This is a genomic window from Rhodococcus antarcticus (assembly GCF_026153295.1).
Taxonomy (GTDB): domain Bacteria; phylum Actinomycetota; class Actinomycetes; order Mycobacteriales; family Mycobacteriaceae; genus Rhodococcus_D; species Rhodococcus_D antarcticus.
The window spans coordinates 2857904-2877935 of sequence record NZ_CP110615.1 but is presented as its reverse complement, the minus strand read 5'-3'; the positions used below and the strand labels follow the sequence as shown (position 1 = coordinate 2877935).

The window sequence follows — 20032 nt, the reverse complement described above, 5'->3', positions numbered from 1 at the left end:
GTCCGGCCTGCGCCCCCTGCGCCCCCGTGCGGACGGGCCCGGGGCGCGGTGCGCCTGGCCGCTGCTCGGGGGTGTCCACGGGGAACGATCCTGCCGCAGATGGGTCTCGGTGGCCCGCACCACGGCCGGGCGGACGCGTCACGCGGGGACGAACCGGACGGTGAACACCGTCGGCCACAGCTTTCCGGTGACGAGGAACTCGTCGGTGCCCGGCAGCGCGGCGATGCCGTTGAGGACGTCCGCGGAGCCGGCCTGCTCGGGGGTGAGCAGGCCGGTGGCGTCGACCACGGCGGTCACGTGTCCGGCGCCGGGGTCGATGCGCACGATCTGGTCGGTCTTCCACACGTTGGCCCACACCTGCCCGTCCGGCGTGCACTCCAGCTCGTTGATCTCGGTCAGCGGGGTGCCGGCCGCGGTGACGTCCACGGTGCCCAGCACGGCGAAGGTGGTGCGGTCCCGGAAGGTCAGGGTGGCGCTGCCGTTGCTCATGACGAGCCGGTCGGGCTGCGCGCACAGGCCCCAGCCCTCGCCGTCGTACGCCGCCCGGCCCGTCTCGGCCAGGGTCTGCGGGTCCCGCGCGATGGCCGCCCCGTTCTTCCAGGTGAGCTGCCAGAGCCGGTCGCCGGCCAGGGTCACGCCCTCGCCGAAGACGTCCGGCGCGAGCTCCTGGCGGGCCTGCACCGTCCCGGTGGCGAGGTCGGTGCGCCGGACCGAGGAGCGCCCCTCCAGGCCGGTGCCCTCGTAGAGCTGCCCGTCGTCCACCTCCAGGCCCTGGGTGAAGGCCGTGGCGTCGTGCACTGAGGTGCTGACGACCTCCACCCGGAGCTGCTCGATGCCCGGGTCGGACGAGGAGGCCGTGAGCACGGCGGCCGGGTCCTGGCTCCCGCAGGCGGACAGACCCACCAGCACGAGGCTGGTGACGAGCACCCGGGCGGTCCGCACGGACCCAGTGTGCCCGTCCGCCGCGCCGCAGCTGTCCTGGGATGCGGCACAATCAGCGCGGTGAGCACCCTTCCCGTCGCTGAGACCGTCGTTCGTCCCGTCCTGGCCGGAGCCGTCGACCTGGCCCGTGCCGCGGCCGTAGACCTGGGCGAGGGCGCGGTCGGGGCGCACCTGGGCGTGCGCGACGAGGACGGGGACTCGGCCACCCACCGCTTCGCCGCCGAGCTCGCCGGCTACCACGGGTGGGAGTGGTCGGTGGTGGTGGCCGCCTGCCCGGAGGACGAGCGGGCCACGGTGAGCGAGGTCGTGCTGCTGCCGGGGGCCGACGCGCTGGTCTCGCCCGGCTGGCTGCCCTGGGAGGAGCGCGTGCGCGCCGGCGACCTCGGTCCCGGCGACCTGCTCCCCCCGCCGGCCGACGACCCGCGCCTGGTCCCGGGCTACCTCGCCAGCGACGACCCGGCCGTCGAGGAGGTCGCCCTGCAGGTGGGCCTCGGCCGCCGCCAGGTGATGAGCCGTGAGGGTCGCCTCGACGCCGCCGACCGCTGGTTCTCCGGTGACGGCGGCCCCGGGGCGCCGGTCGCGGTGGCGGCCGAGCAGCACTGCGGCACGTGCGGCTTCTACCTCCCGCTGGGCGGCTCGCTGCGCGCGGCCTTCGGGGTGTGCGGCAACGAGATGTCCGCCGACGGCCGGGTGGTGCACGCCGAGCACGGCTGCGGGGCGCACTCGGACACGGTGGTCGCCGAGCTGGCCGCCACGCCCGTCTCCGAGCTCTCCCACGACGACGACCTGCTGGACATCGTCGCGGTCGTGCGGGCCGAGGTGCCGGCGACCGAGACCGTGCCGGGCGAGCCGATCCCCGCGCAGGCCCCGGAGGTGGTCCCGTCGGGATCGCCCGAGGTCCAGCCCGACCCGGCACCGGCGGAGATCAGCCCGCAGGGCACCCCCACCCCGGCCGAGCCCGGGGCACCGCTGGACCCCGCCACCCCGATCGAGCCGGACGAGCCCAGCCGCGCGGAGTGAGCACGCCCGGCGTGGCCGGCGAGGGTCCTTCCGGTGCTGACGGGGCCGGCGCCGACGTCACGGGCGCCGACGTGTTCGGGACCGCGGCGCTGCGGGCGTCCACGCTGCAGACCTGGCGATCCTCGCCCACCCGGCTGCGCGAGGACACCGCCACCGAGACCGACCTGGTCCACGGCGGGTACCGGGACCGGGTGCTCACCGAGCTCGCGCAGAACGCCGCCGACGCCGCGAGCCGGGCCGGTGTGCTCGGGGAGCTGACCGTCCGCCTCGTCGACGGTGCGCTGCGCGTGGCCAACACCGGGGCCGGGCTGGACACCCGGGGTGTGCACGCCCTCTCGGCGCTGCGGGCCTCGGGCAAGACCGACGGGGTCGGCCGCTTCGGGGTGGGGTTCACCGCCGTGCTCTCCCTCACCGACGCCCCGCGGGTGCTCTCCCGGACCGGGTCGGTGGCCTTCTCGGCCGACCGCACGCGCGCCGAGCTCGGCGTGGACGGGCCGGTGCCCGTGCTGCGCCTGGTCTGGGACGACGACGAGCTGCCCCCCGCCGGGACCGACACCGAGGTGGTCCTCCCGCTGCGGGTCGGGGTGGACGGCGAGGGCCTGCTCGCCGTCCTCGCCGGACGGGCGTCGGAGCTGCTGCTCGAGCTGTCGGGGCTGGGCGCGATCACGGTGGGCGACCGGAGGTTCGAGCGGACCGAGCGCGCGCTGGTCCCCGGGCTGGTCGAGCTGCAGGTGGACGGCCGCACCTGGTGGCAGCGCACCGACGGCCGGGCCCGGTGGCTCGTCGAGCTCGTCCACGGTGAGGTGGTGCCGAGCGCCGGCGACGTGCTCAGGGCGCCGACCCGGACCGACGAGGAGCTCTCCCTGCCCGCCGTGCTCGTCGCGGACGTCGATCTCGCCCCGGACCGCCGCCGGCTGCTGCCCGGGGCATCGCTGGACGGGCTGGCGGACGGCTACCCGCTGCTGGTGGCCGCGCTCGGCCCGGAGCAGCGGACCCGGCTGGTGCCACGGCCGGGGTTCCCGCGCAGCGAGGTTGACGAGGCGCTGCGGATCCAGGTGCTCGCCGCGCTGGCGGAGCGCCCGTGGCTGCCCGGGGTGGCGGGGCCGGACGTGCGCCCGCGCGAGGCCGTGGTGCTGGACCCGGCGAGCCCCGCGCTCGCGTGGCTGCTCGCCGAGGTGCTGCCGGGCCTGCTGGTGCCCGTGTTCTCCGAGCCGGAGCACGCTGCGGCGCTCGCGGCCGTCGGGGTCGCCGGGGTCGGCCTCGCCGCGGTGGCCGACGCCGTGGCCGGGCTCGCCCGCGACCCCGCGTGGTGGCGCGACCTCTACGCCGCCCTCGATCCGCTGGTGCACGACCGCGCCGCCCTGGCCGAGCTCGCGGGCCTCCCGGTGCCGCTGGTGGACGGCCGGACGGTGCTGGGTCCCCGGACGGCGGTGCTGGTCGACGCCGCGGACGCCGTGGTGCCGGGGCTTCGCGTGGTGCACCCCGGGGCCGCGCACCCGCTGCTGGCCCGGCTGGGTGCGCGGGAGCTGGGTGCCGCCGAGCTGCTGGCCGACCCGCTGCTCGCCGACGCGGTGGCCGTCCTCGACGGTGCCGACGTGGTCGCTGCCGGTGAGCTCGCCGATGCGGTGCTCGCCCTGGTCGCCACCGCGGGCGAGCGGCCGGGGGAGCAACCGTGGCTCGGGGGCCTGCTGCTGCCCGACGACGGGGTGGACCCCGAGCTCCGCGCGGCCGACGAGCTCCTGCTGCCGGGGGCGCCGCTGGCCGCGCTGCTCGCCGCCGGCGCCCCCTTCGCGACCGTGTCCGCCGACGTCGTCGCCCGGCACGGGGCGGACGTGCTCCGGGCGGCCGGCGTCGGCTGGGGGTTCACCGTCGTGGTCGACGAGGACGCGGGCGGGCCCGACCACGACCTCGACGACGAGGACGCGTGGTGGCGGGCGACGAGCCCGGCCCCGCACCGGGTGCACGCCGTCCGCGACCTCGAGCTCGTCGACCCGGCCGCGTGGCCGCAGGCGCTGGCCCTGCTGCACGCCGAGCCGTCGACCCTGGCCGCGGTGCGGGAGCCCGGCGGGCACACCGCGTGGTGGCTGCGCCGGCACGCCGTGGTGTCCTCGTCGCCGCTGGGGCACTGGCGCGCGCCGACGGCCACCACCTTCGAGGGGCTGCTCGACCCCCTGCCGGGTGCCGCGGTGGACCCGGCCCTGCTGGCGGGTGAGGACGTGTCCGACCCCGCGCTGGCGGAGCTGCTGCTCGAGCGGCTCGCCGATCCCACCCGGCACCCGGTGGCGGCGGTCGTCGCCGGCACCCACGCGGCGCTGGCCGACGCCCTCACCCGCGACGCCCTCGACGTCGAGGACCTGGACGTTCCCGAGCGGGTCCGCGCCGTCGACGGCAGCGTCGTGGACGCCGCGACCGCTCTCGTGGTCGACGAGCCCTGGCGGGCCCAGGTGCTCCCGCCCGCGCGGCTGGTGCTGGGGGCGCTCGGGGCGGGGGCCGACGCGCTGGCCGAGCTGCTCGACCTCGGGCTCACCTCTGACGAGCCGCACGCCCGCGTGGTCGGGACCGGAACGACCGTGGCCTGGGCCGCGGAGCCCGCGGTGGTGCTGGCCTGCGCCCAGCTGGGGGTGGCCGTGCCCGGGGGCGGACCGCAGCGCCACGCCGAGCTGCAGGTCGAGCTCGACGGTGGTGTCCGGACGGTGGACTGGTGGGTGGACGGCTCCGCGGTGCACGCCGGGCCCGCCGGTCTGCTGCCCGCGCTGCTGCACGTGGTGGGGGTCCGTCGGTGAACCTGGTGCGCAGGGCCCTGGTGCGCAGGGCCCTGGGGCGCGGGGCCCTGGGGCGCGGGGCCCTGGTGCGCAGGGCCCTGGGGCGCGGGGGCTCGGCGTGGGCGTTGCGGGGTTCAGCCGCCTGGCGGGTGCTGGCCGTCGGCGGGCTGCTGGTGCTGCTGCTGACCCTGCTCGGCGCGCTCGTGCTGGACGACGTGCTCGACGGCGGTGGGGTCGCCGGGCTCGACCGGCCGACCCTCGGCTGGGTCGTCGAGCACCGGACGCCGGCGTGGAGCACGTTCTTCGCCGCCGTCACCACCCTCGGCGACACGGCGGTGGTGGCCACGACCACGATCGTCGTGGTGGTCGGCCTGCTGCTCGCGCGGCGGTGGGTCAGCGCGGGGCAGGTCGCGCTCGCCCAGGTCGGCGCGGGGACGCTGGTGGCGGTGGGCAAGGCGGCGGTGGGCCGGCAGCGCCCACCCGAGACCACCCGGCTGGCCGTCGAGGGGACGCTCTCGTTCCCCTCCGGCCACGCCCTGGGCACGATCGTCCTCGCGCTCACCCTGGTGTCGCTGGTGTGGCGGTGCTCAGCGCGGCGGTGGGTGCGGCTGCCGGCCGCCTCGGTGGCCGCGCTGCTCGTGCTCGGCGTGGGGGTGTCGCGGGTCTACCTCGGCGTGCACTGGGTGACCGACGTGCTCGGCGGCTGGCTCGTCGGGGGCACGTGGGCGACGGTGTGCCTGGTCGCAGCGGTGCTCCTGCGGCTCCGGGTGCGGGCGCCGGTCAGCTGATGCCCTGCTGGCCCCGCCCGCTGCCGCCGTGCACCGTGCGGCGCTGCCAGAAGAAGATCCCGTAGCCGATCGCACCCAGGGCCACCCCCACGGCGCACGTCGCGACCGTGGTGCCCAGCCCGTCGGTGCCCAGCAGCGACCGCACGGCCACCACCACGAGCACCACCGCCCACAGCGCCGTGCCCACGGCCATCACCGGGCGCGGGTCGGCCAGCGCGGACGGCAGCGCCGGCACCCTGGGCGGCCCCTGGTCGGGGGACGGGACGGTGGGCTCGGTCACCGCCGCAGGGTAGCGCCGCCCGCCGCTGGCTACGCTGCACCGTCCGTGGTGCCCTCCTTGTGTGAAGGAAACCTCGCCGCCCGGGTCCAGCAATCACGCACGAGGGGCGCAGCCCCGGGAGGAGCCAGCATGGCCACCGCAACGGGGTCGCGCACCCTGCTCGACCGCTACTTCCACGTCTCCGAGCGCGGGTCGACGATGTCGCGAGAGCTGCGCGGCGGGCTCGTCACCTTCGTCACCATGTCCTACATCGTGGTGCTGAACCCGCTGGTGCTCGGCTCGAGCTCGCCCGACGACGCGGCCGCGAAGACCGACGTCACCGGCGCGATCCTGCCCGTCGCCCAGGTCGCTGCGGTGACGGCGCTGGTCGCCGGGGTGATGAGCGTGCTGTTCGGGATCATCGCCAACTACCCCTTCGCCATCGCCACCGGCCTGGGCATCAACACCCTCGTGGCCGTGACGATCGCCCCGCAGGTGACCTGGCCCGAGGCGATGGGCCTGGTGGTGGTGGAGGGTCTCGTCATCGTCGTGCTCGCCGCCACCGGGCTTCGCACCGCGGTGTTCACCGCCGTGCCCACCGAGCTCAAGGCGGCGATCGCCGCGGGCATCGGGCTCTTCATCGCCTTCATCGGCCTGGTCGACGCCGGGTTCGTCCGTCGGCTGCCCGACGCGGCCGCCACCACCGTGCCCGTGGGCCTGGGCATCGGGGGCTCCATCGCCTCGTGGCCCACCGCGGTGTTCTGCTTCGGGCTGCTGCTCATGGCGGTGCTCGTGGTGCGCAAGGTCCGGGGCGGGCTGCTCATCGGGATCGTGGTCACCACCGTGCTCGCGGGCGTCGTCCAGGCGATCATCCACGTCGGGCCCTCGGCGGGCACGAACCCCAAGGGGTGGAGCCTCTCGGTGCCGTCGGTCCCCGACACCCTCGCGAGCCTGCCGGACCTGCACCTGGTGGGGGAGTTCAGCCTCGGTGCGTTCGCCCGGATCGGTGCGCTCTCGGCGACGCTGCTGGTGTTCACGCTGGTGCTGGCCAACTTCTTCGACGCCATGGGCACCATGACCGGCCTCGGAAAGGAGGCCGGGCTCGTCGACGAGGACGGCAACCTGCCCGGGATCGGCCGCGCGCTGGTCGTCGAGGGGGCGGGCGCGGTGATGGGCGGGGCGGCCTCGTCGTCCTCGAACACCGTCTTCATCGAGTCGGCCTCGGGCATCGCCGAGGGGGCTCGGACGGGCCTGGCCAACGTCGTCACGGGCGTGCTGTTCCTGGCGGCCATGTTCCTCACACCGCTGTACTCGGTGGTGCCGATCGAGGCCGCCGCCCCGGCGCTGGTGGTCGTCGGTGCGCTCATGGTCGGCCAGGTCCGGGAGATCGACTTCAGCGACTTCTCGGTGGCGCTGCCCGCCTTCCTCACCATCGTCGTCATGCCCTTCACGTACTCCATCGCCAACGGCATCGGCGTCGGCTTCATCACCTGGGTGGTGCTGCGGGCCGCCCGGGGCGACGCCCGCCGGACGCACCCGCTGCTCTGGGTGGTCGCGCTGCTGTTCGTCGTGTACTTCGCCGTGGGTCCTGTGACCGAGGCGTTGTCCTGACCTTCGCCCACGCAGGTCACGACCTGGGTACAGCGGTCATCAAACCTTCCAGCACCCGAAAGTGGTGAGATAGAGTAACCACCATGTCCGACGACCACCTCGCGAGCGACCTGCGGCTGGCCGTCGTCCGTCTGAACCGGCGCCTGCGGGGGCAGCGCGGTGACACGCGCGTCAGCCTCACCCAGGTCTCGGCCCTGTCCACCCTGGACATGTACGGGCCGATGACGCCGGGCACCCTCGCCGCGCGCGAGCGCGTCCAGCCGCCGTCGATGACGCGGATCATCGCCGGGCTCGAGCAGCTGGGCTTCATCGAGCGGGTGCCGCACCCCACCGACGGCCGCCAGGTGATCGTGTCCATGTCCGCGGCCGGAGCGCAGTTCATCACCGACGAGGTGCACGCGCGCGAGGTGTGGATGGACGGCAAGCTCGCCGAGCTCGACCCGTCCGAGCGGGAGACGCTGCGGGCGGCCACCGCCATCATCGACCGGATGGTCGTGGGCCGGGACACGGTCCTGCGTCGACCGACCACGAACGGCACCGGATCCTCCAGCGCCCCGTCCTCCAGCACCCCGTCCTCCAGCACCCCGTCCTCCAGCACCCCGTCCTCCAGCACCCCGGTGTGACGACGCCCGCACCCCGCTCCGCCGCGCCCGCCCGCGCGTCGATGTTCGCCTCGCTGCACACCCGCAACTACCGGCTCTGGGCCTCCGGCCAGGTCGTCTCGCTCGTGGGCACTTGGATGCAGCGGGTCGCGCAGGACTGGCTCGTGCTCACCCTCACCGGTGGTGACGCCGTGGCCCTCGGCCTGGTCTCCGCGCTGCAGTTCGGCCCGACGCTGGTGTTCTCGATGTGGGGCGGAGTCCTCGCCGACCGCTACGACAAGCGCCGCCTGATCCTGCTGACCCAGGCGCTGATGGCCGTGTGCGCCCTCGTGCTCGGCCTGCTGGACGTGGGCGGGCTCGTGCAGCTCTGGCACGTCTACGCCGTCGCGCTGGCCCTGGGCTGCGTGTCCGCGGTCGACGCGCCGGTGCGCCAGTCGTTCGTCGTGGAGATGGTGGGGCCGGCGCACCTCACCAACGCCGTCGGCCTGAACTCGCTGACCTTCAACCTCGCGCGGATCGTGGGCCCCGCCGTCGCCGGGGTGATGATCACCGTGGTGGGCACCGGCTGGGTGTTCCTGGTCAACGTCGGCACGTTCGCCGCCGTGCTGGCCGGGCTGCTCGCCATGCGTCCCGACGAGCTGGTCCGCTCGGTGCCCGCGCCGCGGACGGCGGGCCAGCTGCGGGCGGGCCTGGCCTACGTGCGGGGGCGGCCCGACCTGCGGATCCTGCTCGTCGCGGTGTTCCTCGTGGCCACGTTCAGCCTCAACTTCCCCATCACGCTTGCGATCCTGGCCCGCAACACCTTCGGCCGCGGCTCGGGTTCCTACGGGCTGCTGCTGACCCTGCTCGCCGTGGGCACCCTCACCGGGGCCACCCTGGCCGCGCGCCGCACGGGGCGCCCACGGACCCGGCGGCTGCTGGGCGGGGCGGCAGCGTTCGGGGTGTTCGAGATCGCGGCCGGGCTCATGCCGACCTACATGCTCGTCGGCGTGGTGCTGGTCCCGGCGGGGGTCGCGTCGCTGGTGTTCACCACCTCGGCCATGTCGACGGTGCAGCTCGCGGTCCCCGCGGACATGCGGGGGCGGGTGATGGGGATCTACATGCTGTGCTTCCTCGGCGGCACCCCGGTGGGGGGACCCGTGCTGGGGTGGCTCGCGAACACCTACGGCGGCCGGGCCCCGGTGGTGGTCGGCGGGGTGGTCGCGCTGCTCACCGGGCTGGGGTGCGCGCTGTACCTGGTCCGCCACGAGGGGCTCCGGCTCCGCCTGGACCGCGAGCCCGGGGTGCGCCTGCCCGTGCTGGTGGTGACCCCGGCGGTGGTCGCGGCCGCCGTCGAGCAGTCGGTCCCCGTCCGCTGAGCCGTCCAGCGCCGGGTGCCGGCGCCGTGCTGGCGTCAGGCGGCGAGCGGGGAGAGCCACCCCAGGGCCACCGCGGCACCGACGAGCAGGGCCGGCCCGAAGGGCAGGGCCGTCCGCCGCCCGGCCCGGCGGGTGGCCAGCAGCACCACCGACACCACGGCGTGCAGCGCGAACGCCACCAGGACGGCCAGCAGGGTGGCCGCCGTCCCGGCCAGCCCCAGGGCCAGGCCGAGCACGCCCGCGAGCTTCACGTCGCCCATGCCCATCCCGGACGGCGAGACGACGGCCGCCAGCAGGAACAGCGCGAACAGCGCTCCGGCGGTGACGGCGGACCCGAGCAGGCCAGCGGGTCGCCCGTCCAGCAGCGCCCCGGCCACCAGCAGCACCGCCAGCACCGCGCCCCCGGGCAGCAGGAGAGCGTTGGGCAGGCGCTTGTGCTGCAGGTCGGTCACCGTCAGCACCACGGCAAGCCCCAGCAGCCACAGCTGGGCCGGCAGCAGCCACGAGCCGTCGAAGGCCAGCGCCACCAGCGCGGCCAGCACCCCGGTCACCAGCGAGACCACCGCGGTCAGCCGCCCCGGCCGCCGCAGCGGCAGCACGGGCTGCTCCAGCGGCACCGCCCGGGCCAGCGCGTCCAGCAGCGGCCCGGCGAGCACCCCGCCGAGCCCGCAGCCCGCGGCCAGCACCGCGCTCAGAAGTCGGTCCCGTGCACGGGCGCCCGGTCGGTGACCAGGGCCAGGTCCAGCCGGTCGAGCACGGCAGGGTCGTGCACGCCGACCAGGCCGGCCCGGTGCAGCGTGCGCACCCGGTGCCCACCCAGGTGCAGCGAGCCCAGCGTCGACACGTCGGTGTGCACGTCGGCCGAGGCGTCGGTGCGGGTGCACTCCGCGCCCTCGGGTCCGCCGCGGAGCCGGAACCGCCCACCCCGGCCGAGGAACCCGTCGGCGACGTCGATCACCACGTCCAGCTCGGTGGCGTAGCGGCGCTGGGCCAGGGCGGCCCCCACGTCGAGCAGGCGCACCCACACGCCGTCCCGGGCGCCGGTGACCCGGGCCGCCCGGGTGTCGGTGAGCAGGAACGGCAGCGGGTCGTCGGGGGAGAGCTCGGCCACCACGGTGGGCACCAGGTCGAGCCCGAGCAGCACCCGCCACAGCGCGGCGTGGGCGTCCTCGGTGGCGGCCACCAGCTCCACGACGCGGGCCTGACGACCGCGTGGGCCTTCGGCGCGGCGGAAGGTCGCGTACCCGTCGGGATGGACCAGGAACTGCAGCGCGCTCGCCCCGCGGCGCTCGGCGGGCCGGTCGGAGAGCTGCCAGTCCCACCAGGCCCCGCTGCGGTGCAGGGCGCCCGGGGTGCGGCTCTGCCACCGTGCGTGCACCGCCGGGAGCAGGCCCCGCGCCTGCTCGGCCGTCGTCTGCCGCACCCCGCCCGGATCGGGTGCGCCGGGCCGGAACGCCGCGTGCTGCCGGTCGATCTCCACGCGCTGGTACACCGTGGCCGGGCCGTAGCCGAAGCGGCCGTAGATGGTGCCCTCGCTGGCCGTGAGCGCAGCCAGCGCGAACCCCTCCTCGACGAGGCCGTGGTGCTGGGCGGAGAGGATCTGTCGCAGGATCCCCCGCCGGCGGTGGGTGGCGGCCACCGAGACGTCGGCGATGCCGGCCGCGCGCACCTGGGCCCGCCCGGGGACGGTCATCCGCAGCGGCATCACCGCCGTGACGCCGACCACGGTCCCCGCGTCGAGGCCCAGCACGTAGCGCGCGGGCGGGATGAGCCTGTCGATCTCGGCGATCCGCTCGGGCCCGGCCTCGTCACCGAACGCGCGCGCACCGGCGAGGTGGATCCCCGGGAGGTCGGCGGCTGTCCCGGTGCGGACCTCGAGAGTGCTCACGATCGGTCAGGGTGCCAGACCGGCGCCGTCGTCACCCGTGGTCGTTCACGGCCCAGGTGTGCACCGGGGTGTTGCCGTGCATCAGCTCGGTGTAGCGCCGCAGCATCTCCGTGAGCGCGGCGGGCCGGTCGGCGCCCTGGGCCTCCAGCGTGGCCACGGTCTCCCGCTGCCACACCGAGCCCGTGCGCCGGGCCAGGCAGCGGCCCTCGATCACCCCGAGGTAGCGCTCCCGGGCCTCGTCGGACACCCCGGAGCTGCGCAGGCCCTCGTGCGCCATCGGCAGCAGCCGGCGCAGCACCAGCTCGTCGGGGCGCACCCACCCCACCTCGGGCCAGTAGAGCTGCGCGTCGAAGCCGTCCCGCGCCGCGGAGTGCAGGTTCTCCTCGGCCGCGTCGAAGCTCATCTGCGTCCACACGGGACGGTCGGCGGCGACCAGCGAACGCAGCGCCCCGTAGTAGAACGCGGCGTTCGCCAGGGTGTCGAGCACCGTGGGCCCGGCCGGCAGCACGCGGTTCTCCACCCGCAGGTGCGGGGTGCCGTCCACCGTGTCGTAGATCGGTCGGTTCCAGCGGTAGACGGTGCCGTTGTGCATCTTGAGCTCGCTGAGCTCCGGGGTGCGGCCCGCCTCCAGCGCCTCCAGCGGGTCCTCCTCCGAGCACACGGGCAGCAGCGCGGGGAAGTACCGCGAGTTCTCCTCGAACAGGTCGAAGATGGAGGTGATCCACCGCTCGCCGAACCACACGCGGGGGCGCACCCCCTGGTTCTTCAGCTCCAGCGGGCGGGTGTCGGTGGCCTGCTCGAACACCGGGATGCGGCTCTCGTGCCACAGCGCGCTGCCGGCCAGGAACGGGGAGTTGCCGGCCAGCGCCGCCTGCACGCCGGTCAGGCACTGCGCGGCGTTCCAGTGCGCCGCGAACGCCTCCGGCTCCACCTGCAGGTGCAGCTGGACCGACGTGCACGCCGCCTCGGGCAGGATCGAGTCGGAGGTGACCACGAGCCGCTCGGGCCGCTCGGCACCCGGCATGAGCACCCCGGTGATGTCGAGCTCCAGGTCCTCCCCGCGGGCGGCGAAGATCTGCTGGTTGAGCAGGTCGTAGCGCGGGCTCACCGACATCCACTGGCTCTGGAAGTGCTCCCGGGTCAGCGTGGGCAGCATGCCGATCATGACGATGTGGTGCCCGCTCTCGCGCGCCTTGGCGTCGGCGTCGTCCAGCGAGCTGCGCAGGGCCGCCTCGAGCTCCAGGGTCTGCGACCCGGCCAGCGGTCGCGGCGCGACGTTGATCTCGATGTTGAACTGGCCCAGCTCGGTCTGGAAGTCGGGGTCCGCGATCGCGAGCAGCACCTCGGCGTTGGCCCGGGCCGGCTGCATGTCGGCGTCGACCAGGTTGAGCTCCACCTCCAGGCCGATCTGCGGGTCCGAGGTGGAGAAGCCGCCCTCGGCCAGCATCCGTGCCAGCACAGCCGTGCAGGTCTGCACCTTGGCCCGGAAGCGGGCCCGGTCCTCGCGGGAGAACTCGGTGCGGTCGACGTCGGCGCCCATGGCAGAACGGTGCCACACCCGCTGGGATGATGGTCCGGTGGTGCACATCATCGAGGTCGACGACCCGGCCGATCCCCGCGTGGACGACTTCCGCGACCTCAACTCCTCGGACCGCCGACCCGACCTCCCCGAGGGGCGCGGGCTCGTCATCGCCGAGGGCATCCTCGTGGTGCAGCGGCTGCTCGCCTCCCGCTTCCCGCTGCGTGCCCTGCTGGGCACCGAGCGACGGATGGAGACCCTCACCGAGGACCTCGCGAGCGTCGACGCGCCGTTCTACCTGCTCAGCGAGCAGGTGATGCACGACGTGGTGGGCTTCCACCTCAACCGCGGGGTGCTCGCCTCGGCCGACCGGGCCCCGGCGACGGACCTCGGGGCGGTGCTGCAGGGTGCGCGCACGGTGGCTGTGCTGGAGGGCGTGAACGACCCGGAGAACCTCGGGTCCATGTTCCGCAACGCCGCCGGGCTGGGCGTCGACGGGGTGCTCTTCGGCTCCCGCTGCGCCGACCCGTTGTACCGCCGGGCTGTCCGGGTGAGCATGGGACACGTGCTGCGCGTGCCGTTCGCCGACGTCCCCAACTGGCCCCGGGGCCTCGACGTGCTCCGCACCGCCGGCTTCCAGACCATCGCGCTGACCCCGGAGCCGGGGGCGGTGACCCTGGCGAGCGCGATGACCGGTGAGAAGGTGGCCCTGCTGGTCGGGGCGGAGGGGCCGGGGCTGACCGAGCACGCCATGCGGGCCTGCGACGTGCGGGCACGCATCCCGATGGCCCCGGGCACCGACTCGCTCAACGTCTCCACCGCGGCGGCGATGGCCTTCTACGAGCGCGTGCGGTGACGGTCGTCCTGCGGGTCGGCGCCGGGGTGGAGGGCCTCGGCGCCGTGAGCCCCGAGCTGCACGACTGGGAGATCGTCAGCAGGGCCGTGGGGGGTGAGCCGGGCCAGGCGCGGGCGATCGTGGTCCGCCGGGCCGGGCAGCTGGCGCGCGGGCTGGCGGCCGAGCGGGGCGAGGCCGTGCACGTGGTGGACGGGTCGAGCGTGCGGGTGGTGCACCCGCCCGAGCCGACGCCGTGGGGGACGGGGTCGGTGCTGGCCGCGGCGAGCGCAGCGGTGGTGCTGGTCGCGCTGCTGGTGCTGACCCGGGGCGTGGCCGTGCTGAGCGGGGTGCTGGCCCTGGTGGCGAACATCCTCGTGGTGGGCGGCCTGGCGCCGTCGGCGTGGCTCGCCCGTGACCGGCCGGTGTGGCGGTGGGTGGCCCTGGGCGCTGCCGCGGGCACGGTCGCGGCCTGGTTCTGGCTCCTGCTCACCGCCCTCACCTGAGCCACCTGCTCCCGCCCCGGCCGCCGCCCCCGCCGCCCCGCGCCCCGCCGCCGGGCCGCCCGCCGCCCCGCCGCCGGGCCGCCCCCGCCACGTGGAACCTCGTGGACGGGATCAGGCCGCGCATCCGGCCACGTGGAGCCTTGTGGACGTTGTGGACAACGTGCGCGTCATCCACAGGTGCCCCCGGATCGATGTCAGCGGGACGGAGGCCGCGCCAGGCTGGGGTCGTGCACCCCACCACCGGATCTCTCCCCGAGCTGTTCCTCGGTACGTCCGCCGTGCAGTCCGGCCTGCTCAGCCGACGAGTGCTGCGCGGGCCGCGGGTGCGCAGGCTCGTCCGAGGGGTCTACTGCGCCGCTGGCACGGCGGTCACGCACGAGCTCCGCTGCCGGGCCGTGGCTCTCGTCGCGCCCAGCGACGCGGTGGTCACCGGTGCATCCGCGCTCACCGTGCACGGAGCCGCGCTCTGCGAACCCTGGGATCCTGTCCACGTCGTCGTCCCCCTGGATCGACGCTTCGAGCTCGGGCGCGACGTCGAGGTCCGGCGACGGCTCGTGGCCGCCCACGAGGTCGAGGCCCGTGCGGGCGGACCGATCGCCACCCCGCTGCGGGCGGCGGTCGACCTCGTGCTCGGACGATCGGCCCTCGACGTCGTCCCGCAGCTCGACATCGCGCTCCACCGTGGTCTCGTCCACCGCGAGGTGCTCGAGCGCGAGCTGGCTGGTCGTTCGGACCGGGGCGTGGTGCTGGCCCGTGAGGCGGTGGCGCTGGCCGACGGTCGAGCCGAGTCACGGCCCGAGTCGTGGACGCGGGTCGTCCTGGTGCTCGCCGGCCTCGACCCGACACCGCAGCACGAGGTCCGGGATGCACGAGGACTGGTGGCCCGAGTCGACCTGGCCTTCGTGGCCGAGAGGGTCGCGGTGGAGTACGAGGGTGCACACCACGGGGACCAGGGCTGGCTGGTGCGCGACCGGCAGCGCCTGGAGAGGCTGCGGCAGGCGGGATGGGTGGTGGTGTTCGTGACGAGGGCCGACCTGCACCGTCCGCACCGCGAGCTGGTTGCCCGTGTTCGGGGCGCACTGGCCGCCTGACCGCGACCACAAGTTTCCACGTGGCCCGGAACCCGCGGGTGCGGCGACCACGAGGTTCCACGTGGCCCGGAACCCGCGGGTGCGGCGACCACGAGGTTCCACGTGGCCGGGGCCGTCGGAACCCGGCGGTGGCCCCGCGGCGGACGGGGGTCGCTCAGGCCAGGGAGTGCTCCCACTGGGCGTGCAGCTCGGCGAACGCACCGCCGGCCGCCACGAGCTCGGCCGGGCTGCCGTCCTCGACCACGCGGCCACCGTCGACCACGAGCACCCGGTCCGCGATGAGCACCGTCGAGAGCCGGTGGGCGATGATCACCGCCGTCCGGGCCTGCAGCACCGTCTCCAGCGCGGCCTGCACCGTTCGCTCGCTCGGGACGTCCATGCTCGAGGTGGCCTCGTCGAGCAGCAGCACCGCCGGATCGGCCAGGAACGCCCGCGCGAACGCCACCAGCTGGCGCTGCCCGGCCGAGAGCCGCCCGCCGCGCTTGCGGACGTCGGTGTCGATGCCGTCGGGCAGCGCCTCGATGAACGCCCACGCGCCCACCGCCCGGGCGGCGGCCTCCACCTCGTCCCGGGTGGCGCCGGGCCGACCGAGCGCGATGTTGTCGAGCACGGACCCGCCGAACAGGAACGACTCCTGGGTCACCAGCACCACCGACCGCCGCAGGTCGGCCTCCGAGAGCGCTCGCAGGTCCACCCCGTCCAGGGTGATGGCGCCGGCGGTCGGGTCGTAGAAGCGGGCCAGCAGCTTGGCCACCGTCGACTTCCCCGCCCCGGTCGCCCCCACCACGGCCACCACCTGACCGGCCGGGACGGCGAGGTCGAGGTGGTGCAGCACCGTCCGCTCCGGAGCCGATGAGTAGGCGAACTCCACGCCGTTGAAGTGCACGGCGCCCGCCGCGTGCGCGGACAGCGCCACCGGCTCGGCCGGCTCCTCCACCGCCAGCGGCTCCTGCAGCAGCCCCGAGAGCTTCTCGAGCGCGGCCGAGGCGGACTGGTAGGAGTTGAGGAACATCGCGAGCTGGTCGAGCGGCCCGTACAGCCGGCGCAGGTAGAGCACGAAGGCGGTGAGCACCCCGATCTGCAGGGCACCGCCCGACACCCGGTGCGCGCCGTAGCCGAGCACCACCACCAGGGTCACGTTGCCCACTGCGCGCAGGGTGGAGGCGTACGTGGCGAGCAGCCCGGCCGCGCGGGCGTTGGAGTCGCGGTACCGACCACCCACCTCGTCCATGATCTCGGTGTTGCGGCGCTCGCGGCGGTAGGCCTGCACGGCACGGATGCCGTTCATGCTCTCCACGAACGCGACCACGACCTCGGCGATGGCGGTGCGGTTGGTCCGGTAGCTGGCCGCGGAGCGTCGGCGGTACCAGCGGGTCAGCGCCAGCAGGGGACCGAACCCCACCAGCACCACCACGGCCAGCGGCAGGTCGAGGTAGAGCAGCACCACGGTCACGGTGACGATGGACAGCAGGGAGAACAGCAGCTCGTCGAGGCCTTGCTGCAGCAGCTCCGAGAGCGAGTCCAGGTCGCTGGTCAGCCGGGAGATCACCCGGCCCGAGGTGTAGCGCTCGTGGAAGCTGACCGAGAGCCGCTGCACGTGCCGGAACACACGGGTGCGCAGGTCGAGCAGGATGTCCTGGCCCACCCGCCCGGCGATGAGCAGGAACGCCGCCCGCAGCCCGGCCGAGGCGACGCCCGCGGCGGTGTAGGCGATGGCGATCCACACCACGGGACCGGTCCGACCCTGCAGCGCGGCGGGCACACCGGTGTCGATGGCGGCCGCGATGAGCAGCGGTCCGGCGAGCGCGGCCACGCTCTCGGCGACGGCCAGCACGAGAGCGACCCAGGCCCAGTGCCGGTGCGGGCGAACCAGGGAGCCCAGCAGCGCTCGGGACCGCGCGGCCAGCGCCAGCGAGGTCGAGACGGTGAGGTCGTCGGTGTCGGTGTCCTCGGTGGCGACGCCGCGCCAGGACTGTGCGGGTGCGGTGCTCACGTGCGGCTCAGCTCGGAGGTGTCGCTGGCGATGACGTGCCGGTAGGCGGCGGAGGTGGCCAGCAGCTCGCTGTGCGTGCCCACGGCGGTGATGCGGCCGTCCTGGAGCAGCGCCACCCGGTCGGCCAGCGCGACGGTGGAGGGGCGGTGGGCGACGACGAGGGAGGTGACGCCGGCGAGCACCTGCTGCAGCGCCCGCTCGACCTCGGCCTCGGTGTGCACGTCCAGCGCGGAGAGCGGGTCGTCGAGCACCAGCACGTCCGGTCGGCCCAGCACGGCCCGGGCCAGGGCGAGGCGCTGGCGCTGGCCGCCGGACAGGCTCAGCCCCTGCTCGCCGATGCGGGTGTCCACGCCCCACGGCAGCTCCTGGACGAACTCCCAGCAGTGCGCGACCTCGAGGGCCTCGCGGACCTGGGCGTCGGTGACCTCGCCCGGACCGAGCGCCACGTTCTCGCGCACGCTGGCCGAGAACAGCACCGGATCCTCGAACGCGGTGGCCACGTGGGCGCGCAGGACGCTGGTGGACAGCTCGCGGACGTCCACGCCGTCGAGCAGGACGGCTCCGCCGGTGACGTCGAACAGCCGGGGAACCAGGGTGGTGAGCGTGGTCTTGCCGCTGCCGGTGAGCCCCACCAGCGCGACCGTCTCCCCGGGCGCGATCTCGAGGTCGATGCCGCGCAGCACGGGCTCGGTGGCGTCCGGGTAGGTGAAGTGGACGTCCCGCAGGCTCAGCGCCCCCCGCACGGGGGTGGGCAGCGGCCTCGGCCGGGTCGGCTCGGTGATGGTGCTGGCGGCGTCGCGCACCTCCCAGTAGCGGTCGGACGCCGAGGCGGTCTTGTTGGCCTCCGCGAGCAGCCACCCGAGCGAGTCGATCGGCCACTGCAGGTAGACGACCGTGGTGACGGCGGCGACGAGCGCACCGAGGCTGAGGTGGCCCTGGCCGACCCCGATGCCCCCGATCAGCAGCGTGGCGCCGATCGCGATCTCCGGCAGCGCGATGATGGCGGCCCACAGCACGGCCAGGATCTTGACCTTGGTGATCTCGGTGCGGCGCAGGGCGGCCGACTCGGCGGCGAAGCGGGCGGTGAAGCCGGGGCCCCGGCCGAACGCCTTGATCACCCGCACCCCCAGGACCGACTCCTCGACCCGGGTGGCGAGGTCACCCACCTGGTCCTGCGAGAGCCGGGCGACGGTCTTGTAGCGGCCCTCGAACAGGCTGGACAGGAACACCATCGGCACCACGAGACCCACGGCGACGAGACCGAACGGCGGCCACAGCACCACGAGCACCACCGCGCCGAGCAGCACGGTGAGGGCGTTGACGACCATGAAGATCGCGCCGAAGGCGAGGAACAGCCTGATCGTGGTGAGGTCGGAGACCGCGCGGGAGAGCAGCTGCCCGCCCTGCCAGCGGTCGTGGAAAGCGACGGGCAGCCGCTGCAGGTGCGCGTAGAGGTCATCGCGCATGGTCTTCTCGAGCGTCGCCGTGGGCCGGGCGATCACCCGGCGCCGCACCAGGATCAGCCCGGCCTCGGCGAGCCCGACGACCAGGGCCAGGGCCAGCAGCGGCACGAGCGCGCGCAGCCCGCCGCCCCGGGTGATCGAGTCGACCACGCGCTGGGTGACGAGCGGGATGACCAGTCCGGCGCCGGAGGCACCCAGCGCAGCCAGGGCGGACCAGGCCATCGGGCGGCGCACCTGGCGCACGTAGGGACCCAGGCGCCGCAGGGAGGCCAGGGTGGAGCGCGGGGTGGGGGAGTCGACGGTGCTCATGCTGTTGCTCAGGCTAACTTCTCGCCCCGACGAGAGCAGCCGGTTTTCGCCCCCGGCGCAGCGGTGGGGTCAGCCGCGCTGGCTGCGCACCCCGAGCAGCACGTCCTCCCAGGACGGCATGCTCGGGCGACCCTTGGGCGTGCGGTGCTGCGGGCCCTGCGCGGCGGCGGGCTCGTGGGCGGGCTGCGCGTCGGCGGGCTCGTCGAGGGGGACCTCGACCTCGGCCTCGGCGACGGGTTCGGCGACGGGTTCGGGGGCCGGCTCGGCCTCGACGACCAGCTCCGCCTGCTCGGGTGCGGCCGTCAGCTGGGTCACGGGCGCGACGGTGCGCAGCGGTCGCGTGGGGTCGGGGTCGACGAGCTCGGTGGCGTGGTCGTCCAGGGCGGTGATGGTGCCACCGTGGGCACCGGGCTGGAAGCGCCAGTGCGCGCGGTTGTCGCTGCGCCCGGTGCGCCACAGCAGCTGCACCACCCAGCGGCCGTCCTCGCCGCGCCAGGCGTCCCAGCGGGCGTGGTCGAGGTCCTGCCCCCGCACGGCGAACGCCTGGGTGACCACCTGGAGCAGCGTCTCCAGCGCGGGGCCGTCCGCGCGCAGCGGGTGCCCGCCCTGGGCGATCTCGGCCGCTCGGGAGCGCTCGAGGAGCACGGGGTGGGCGTAGCGCTCGACGCGCTGGGCGGGGATGCCGGCCGCGGCGGCCACCTGCTCGACCGTGGCGCCGGCCCGGATGCGGGCCTGGATGTCCTTGGGGCGCAGCTGCGCCTCCAGCTCGATCTCGATCTGCCCCAGGCGGGTCAGGTCACCCCGGGCGGCGGCCCGCAGCTGCTCGTCGGCAGGCAGCCGGTACTGCTGGCCGCGCTCGACGTCCTCGCAGACCACGGAGCGCCCGTCGGCGTCGAGACCGATGACTCGAAGTGCCCGCACGGTGACCTCCCAGTGACCCTCGCGTACCGAACGACACCACTGTAATTCACCTGTGAGCCGTGGGGGGACGGACACGCTGCGGCACCCAGACGCCAAGTGCGGGCTTCTGGCGTTACCAGGGGCCGAATGATGACCAGAAGCCCGCACTTGGCGGTTCGGGAACGGGCG

At 75.1% G+C, this 20032-nt stretch carries 16 protein-coding genes and 1 pseudogene; 9 read left to right on the top strand and 8 right to left on the bottom strand.

Annotated features, from left to right (window positions below; translation table 11 throughout):
- Positions 1-138: 138 nt before the first annotated feature.
- On the bottom strand, positions 139-942 hold the full coding sequence (locus RHODO2019_RS14035) for a glutaminyl-peptide cyclotransferase (RefSeq protein WP_265382371.1): 804 nt from the start codon (positions 940-942) through the stop codon (positions 139-141).
- A 60-nt stretch (positions 943-1002) separates the two neighbouring features.
- Here RHODO2019_RS14035 and RHODO2019_RS14030 point away from each other — a divergent pair, with 60 nt between their 5' ends.
- The 3 genes from RHODO2019_RS14030 to RHODO2019_RS14020 all read left to right on the top strand — a co-directional run bounded on the left by RHODO2019_RS14030 (position 1003) and on the right by RHODO2019_RS14020 (position 5512).
- Positions 1003-1962: a DUF3027 domain-containing protein gene (locus tag RHODO2019_RS14030; RefSeq protein ID WP_265382370.1), complete on the top strand. Its 960-nt coding sequence runs from the start codon at positions 1003-1005 to the stop codon at positions 1960-1962.
- A gap of 89 nt (positions 1963-2051) precedes the next feature.
- A complete protein-coding gene (locus RHODO2019_RS14025; RefSeq protein WP_435532225.1) occupies positions 2052-4745 on the top strand; it encodes a sacsin N-terminal ATP-binding-like domain-containing protein in 2694 nt (897 codons plus the stop codon).
- Positions 4742-5512, top strand: coding sequence for a phosphatase PAP2 family protein (locus tag RHODO2019_RS14020; RefSeq protein WP_265382368.1), 771 nt, complete (start codon positions 4742-4744; stop codon positions 5510-5512). Before RHODO2019_RS14025 ends, RHODO2019_RS14020 begins: the two co-directional genes overlap by 4 nt.
- On the opposite strand, the gene RHODO2019_RS14015 is transcribed toward RHODO2019_RS14020, so the two are convergent.
- The gene (locus RHODO2019_RS14015; RefSeq protein WP_265382367.1) at positions 5505-5792 is read right to left on the bottom strand and encodes a DUF2530 domain-containing protein; all 288 of its coding nucleotides are present in this window, start codon (positions 5790-5792) and stop codon (positions 5505-5507) included. The genes RHODO2019_RS14020 and RHODO2019_RS14015 overlap by 8 nt on opposite strands.
- A gap of 129 nt (positions 5793-5921) precedes the next feature.
- Between RHODO2019_RS14015 and RHODO2019_RS14010 the strand changes: the two genes are divergently transcribed.
- The 3 genes and pseudogenes from RHODO2019_RS14010 (at position 5922) to RHODO2019_RS14000 (ending at position 9342) form a co-directional block, all read left to right on the top strand.
- Positions 5922-7382 (top strand): NCS2 family permease, encoded by a 1461-nt coding sequence (locus tag RHODO2019_RS14010; RefSeq protein WP_265382366.1) that lies wholly within the window; start codon positions 5922-5924, stop codon positions 7380-7382.
- A gap of 83 nt (positions 7383-7465) precedes the next feature.
- A pseudogene (locus tag RHODO2019_RS14005) lies at positions 7466-7876 on the top strand (MarR family winged helix-turn-helix transcriptional regulator); the annotation flags it as partial.
- Between the two features lie 170 nt (positions 7877-8046).
- Positions 8047-9342, top strand: a complete 1296-nt coding sequence (locus RHODO2019_RS14000; protein WP_265384786.1) for an MFS transporter — start codon at positions 8047-8049, stop codon at positions 9340-9342.
- Positions 9343-9377: 35 nt separating this feature from the next.
- Here RHODO2019_RS14000 and RHODO2019_RS13995 read toward each other — a convergent pair whose 3' ends face one another.
- Genes RHODO2019_RS13995 through RHODO2019_RS13985 form a run of 3 tightly spaced genes read right to left on the bottom strand, consistent with a single transcriptional unit; the run spans position 9378 to position 12770 of the window.
- Positions 9378-10028 (bottom strand): prepilin peptidase, encoded by a 651-nt coding sequence (locus RHODO2019_RS13995; RefSeq protein ID WP_265382364.1) that lies wholly within the window; start codon positions 10026-10028, stop codon positions 9378-9380.
- 5 nt (positions 10029-10033) lie between these two features.
- On the bottom strand, positions 10034-11230 hold the full coding sequence (locus tag RHODO2019_RS13990) for a GNAT family N-acetyltransferase (RefSeq protein ID WP_265382363.1): 1197 nt from the start codon (positions 11228-11230) through the stop codon (positions 10034-10036).
- Positions 11231-11261: 31 nt separating this feature from the next.
- Entirely contained in the window at positions 11262-12770 is a 1509-nt protein-coding gene (locus RHODO2019_RS13985; protein WP_265382362.1) for a glutamate-cysteine ligase family protein, read from the bottom strand.
- A 37-nt stretch (positions 12771-12807) separates the two neighbouring features.
- Between RHODO2019_RS13985 and RHODO2019_RS13980 the strand changes: the two genes are divergently transcribed.
- The 3 genes from RHODO2019_RS13980 to RHODO2019_RS13970 all read left to right on the top strand — a co-directional run bounded on the left by RHODO2019_RS13980 (position 12808) and on the right by RHODO2019_RS13970 (position 15178).
- Positions 12808-13605, top strand: a complete 798-nt coding sequence (locus RHODO2019_RS13980; RefSeq protein ID WP_265382361.1) for a TrmH family RNA methyltransferase — start codon at positions 12808-12810, stop codon at positions 13603-13605.
- On the top strand, positions 13602-14087 hold the full coding sequence (locus tag RHODO2019_RS13975; RefSeq protein WP_265382360.1) for a DUF2537 domain-containing protein: 486 nt from the start codon (positions 13602-13604) through the stop codon (positions 14085-14087). Before RHODO2019_RS13980 ends, RHODO2019_RS13975 begins: the two co-directional genes overlap by 4 nt.
- Positions 14088-14314: 227 nt before the next feature.
- Entirely contained in the window at positions 14315-15178 is an 864-nt protein-coding gene (locus RHODO2019_RS13970) for a hypothetical protein (RefSeq protein ID WP_265382359.1), read from the top strand.
- Between the two features lie 154 nt (positions 15179-15332).
- Here RHODO2019_RS13970 and RHODO2019_RS13965 read toward each other — a convergent pair whose 3' ends face one another.
- The 3 genes from RHODO2019_RS13965 to sepH all read right to left on the bottom strand — a co-directional run bounded on the left by RHODO2019_RS13965 (position 15333) and on the right by sepH (position 19864).
- A complete protein-coding gene (locus tag RHODO2019_RS13965) occupies positions 15333-17171 on the bottom strand; it encodes an ABC transporter ATP-binding protein (protein ID WP_265382358.1) in 1839 nt (612 codons plus the stop codon).
- Positions 17168-18943 carry an ABC transporter ATP-binding protein gene (locus tag RHODO2019_RS13960; protein ID WP_265382357.1) on the bottom strand — a complete coding sequence of 592 codons (1776 nt, stop codon included), beginning with the start codon at positions 18941-18943 and terminating at the stop codon, positions 17168-17170. Before RHODO2019_RS13960 ends, RHODO2019_RS13965 begins: the two co-directional genes overlap by 4 nt.
- Before the next feature lie 69 nt (positions 18944-19012).
- Positions 19013-19864, bottom strand: a complete 852-nt coding sequence (gene sepH, locus RHODO2019_RS13955; RefSeq protein WP_265382356.1) for a septation protein SepH — start codon at positions 19862-19864, stop codon at positions 19013-19015.
- Between the last annotated feature and the right edge of the window lie 168 nt (positions 19865-20032).

Bases quoted from the DNA above. Each gene is read 5' to 3' on its own strand.
- RHODO2019_RS14010 (WP_265382366.1), top strand. From the start codon at position 5,922: ATGGCCACCGCAACGGGGTCGCGCACCCTGCTCGACCGCTACTTCCAC.
- RHODO2019_RS14000 (WP_265384786.1), top strand. From the start codon at position 8,047: ATGTTCGCCTCGCTGCACACCCGCAACTACCGGCTCTGGGCCTCCGGC.
- RHODO2019_RS13985 (WP_265382362.1), bottom strand. From the start codon at position 12,770: ATGGGCGCCGACGTCGACCGCACCGAGTTCTCCCGCGAGGACCGGGCC.
- RHODO2019_RS13960 (WP_265382357.1), bottom strand. From the start codon at position 18,943: ATGAGCACCGTCGACTCCCCCACCCCGCGCTCCACCCTGGCCTCCCTG.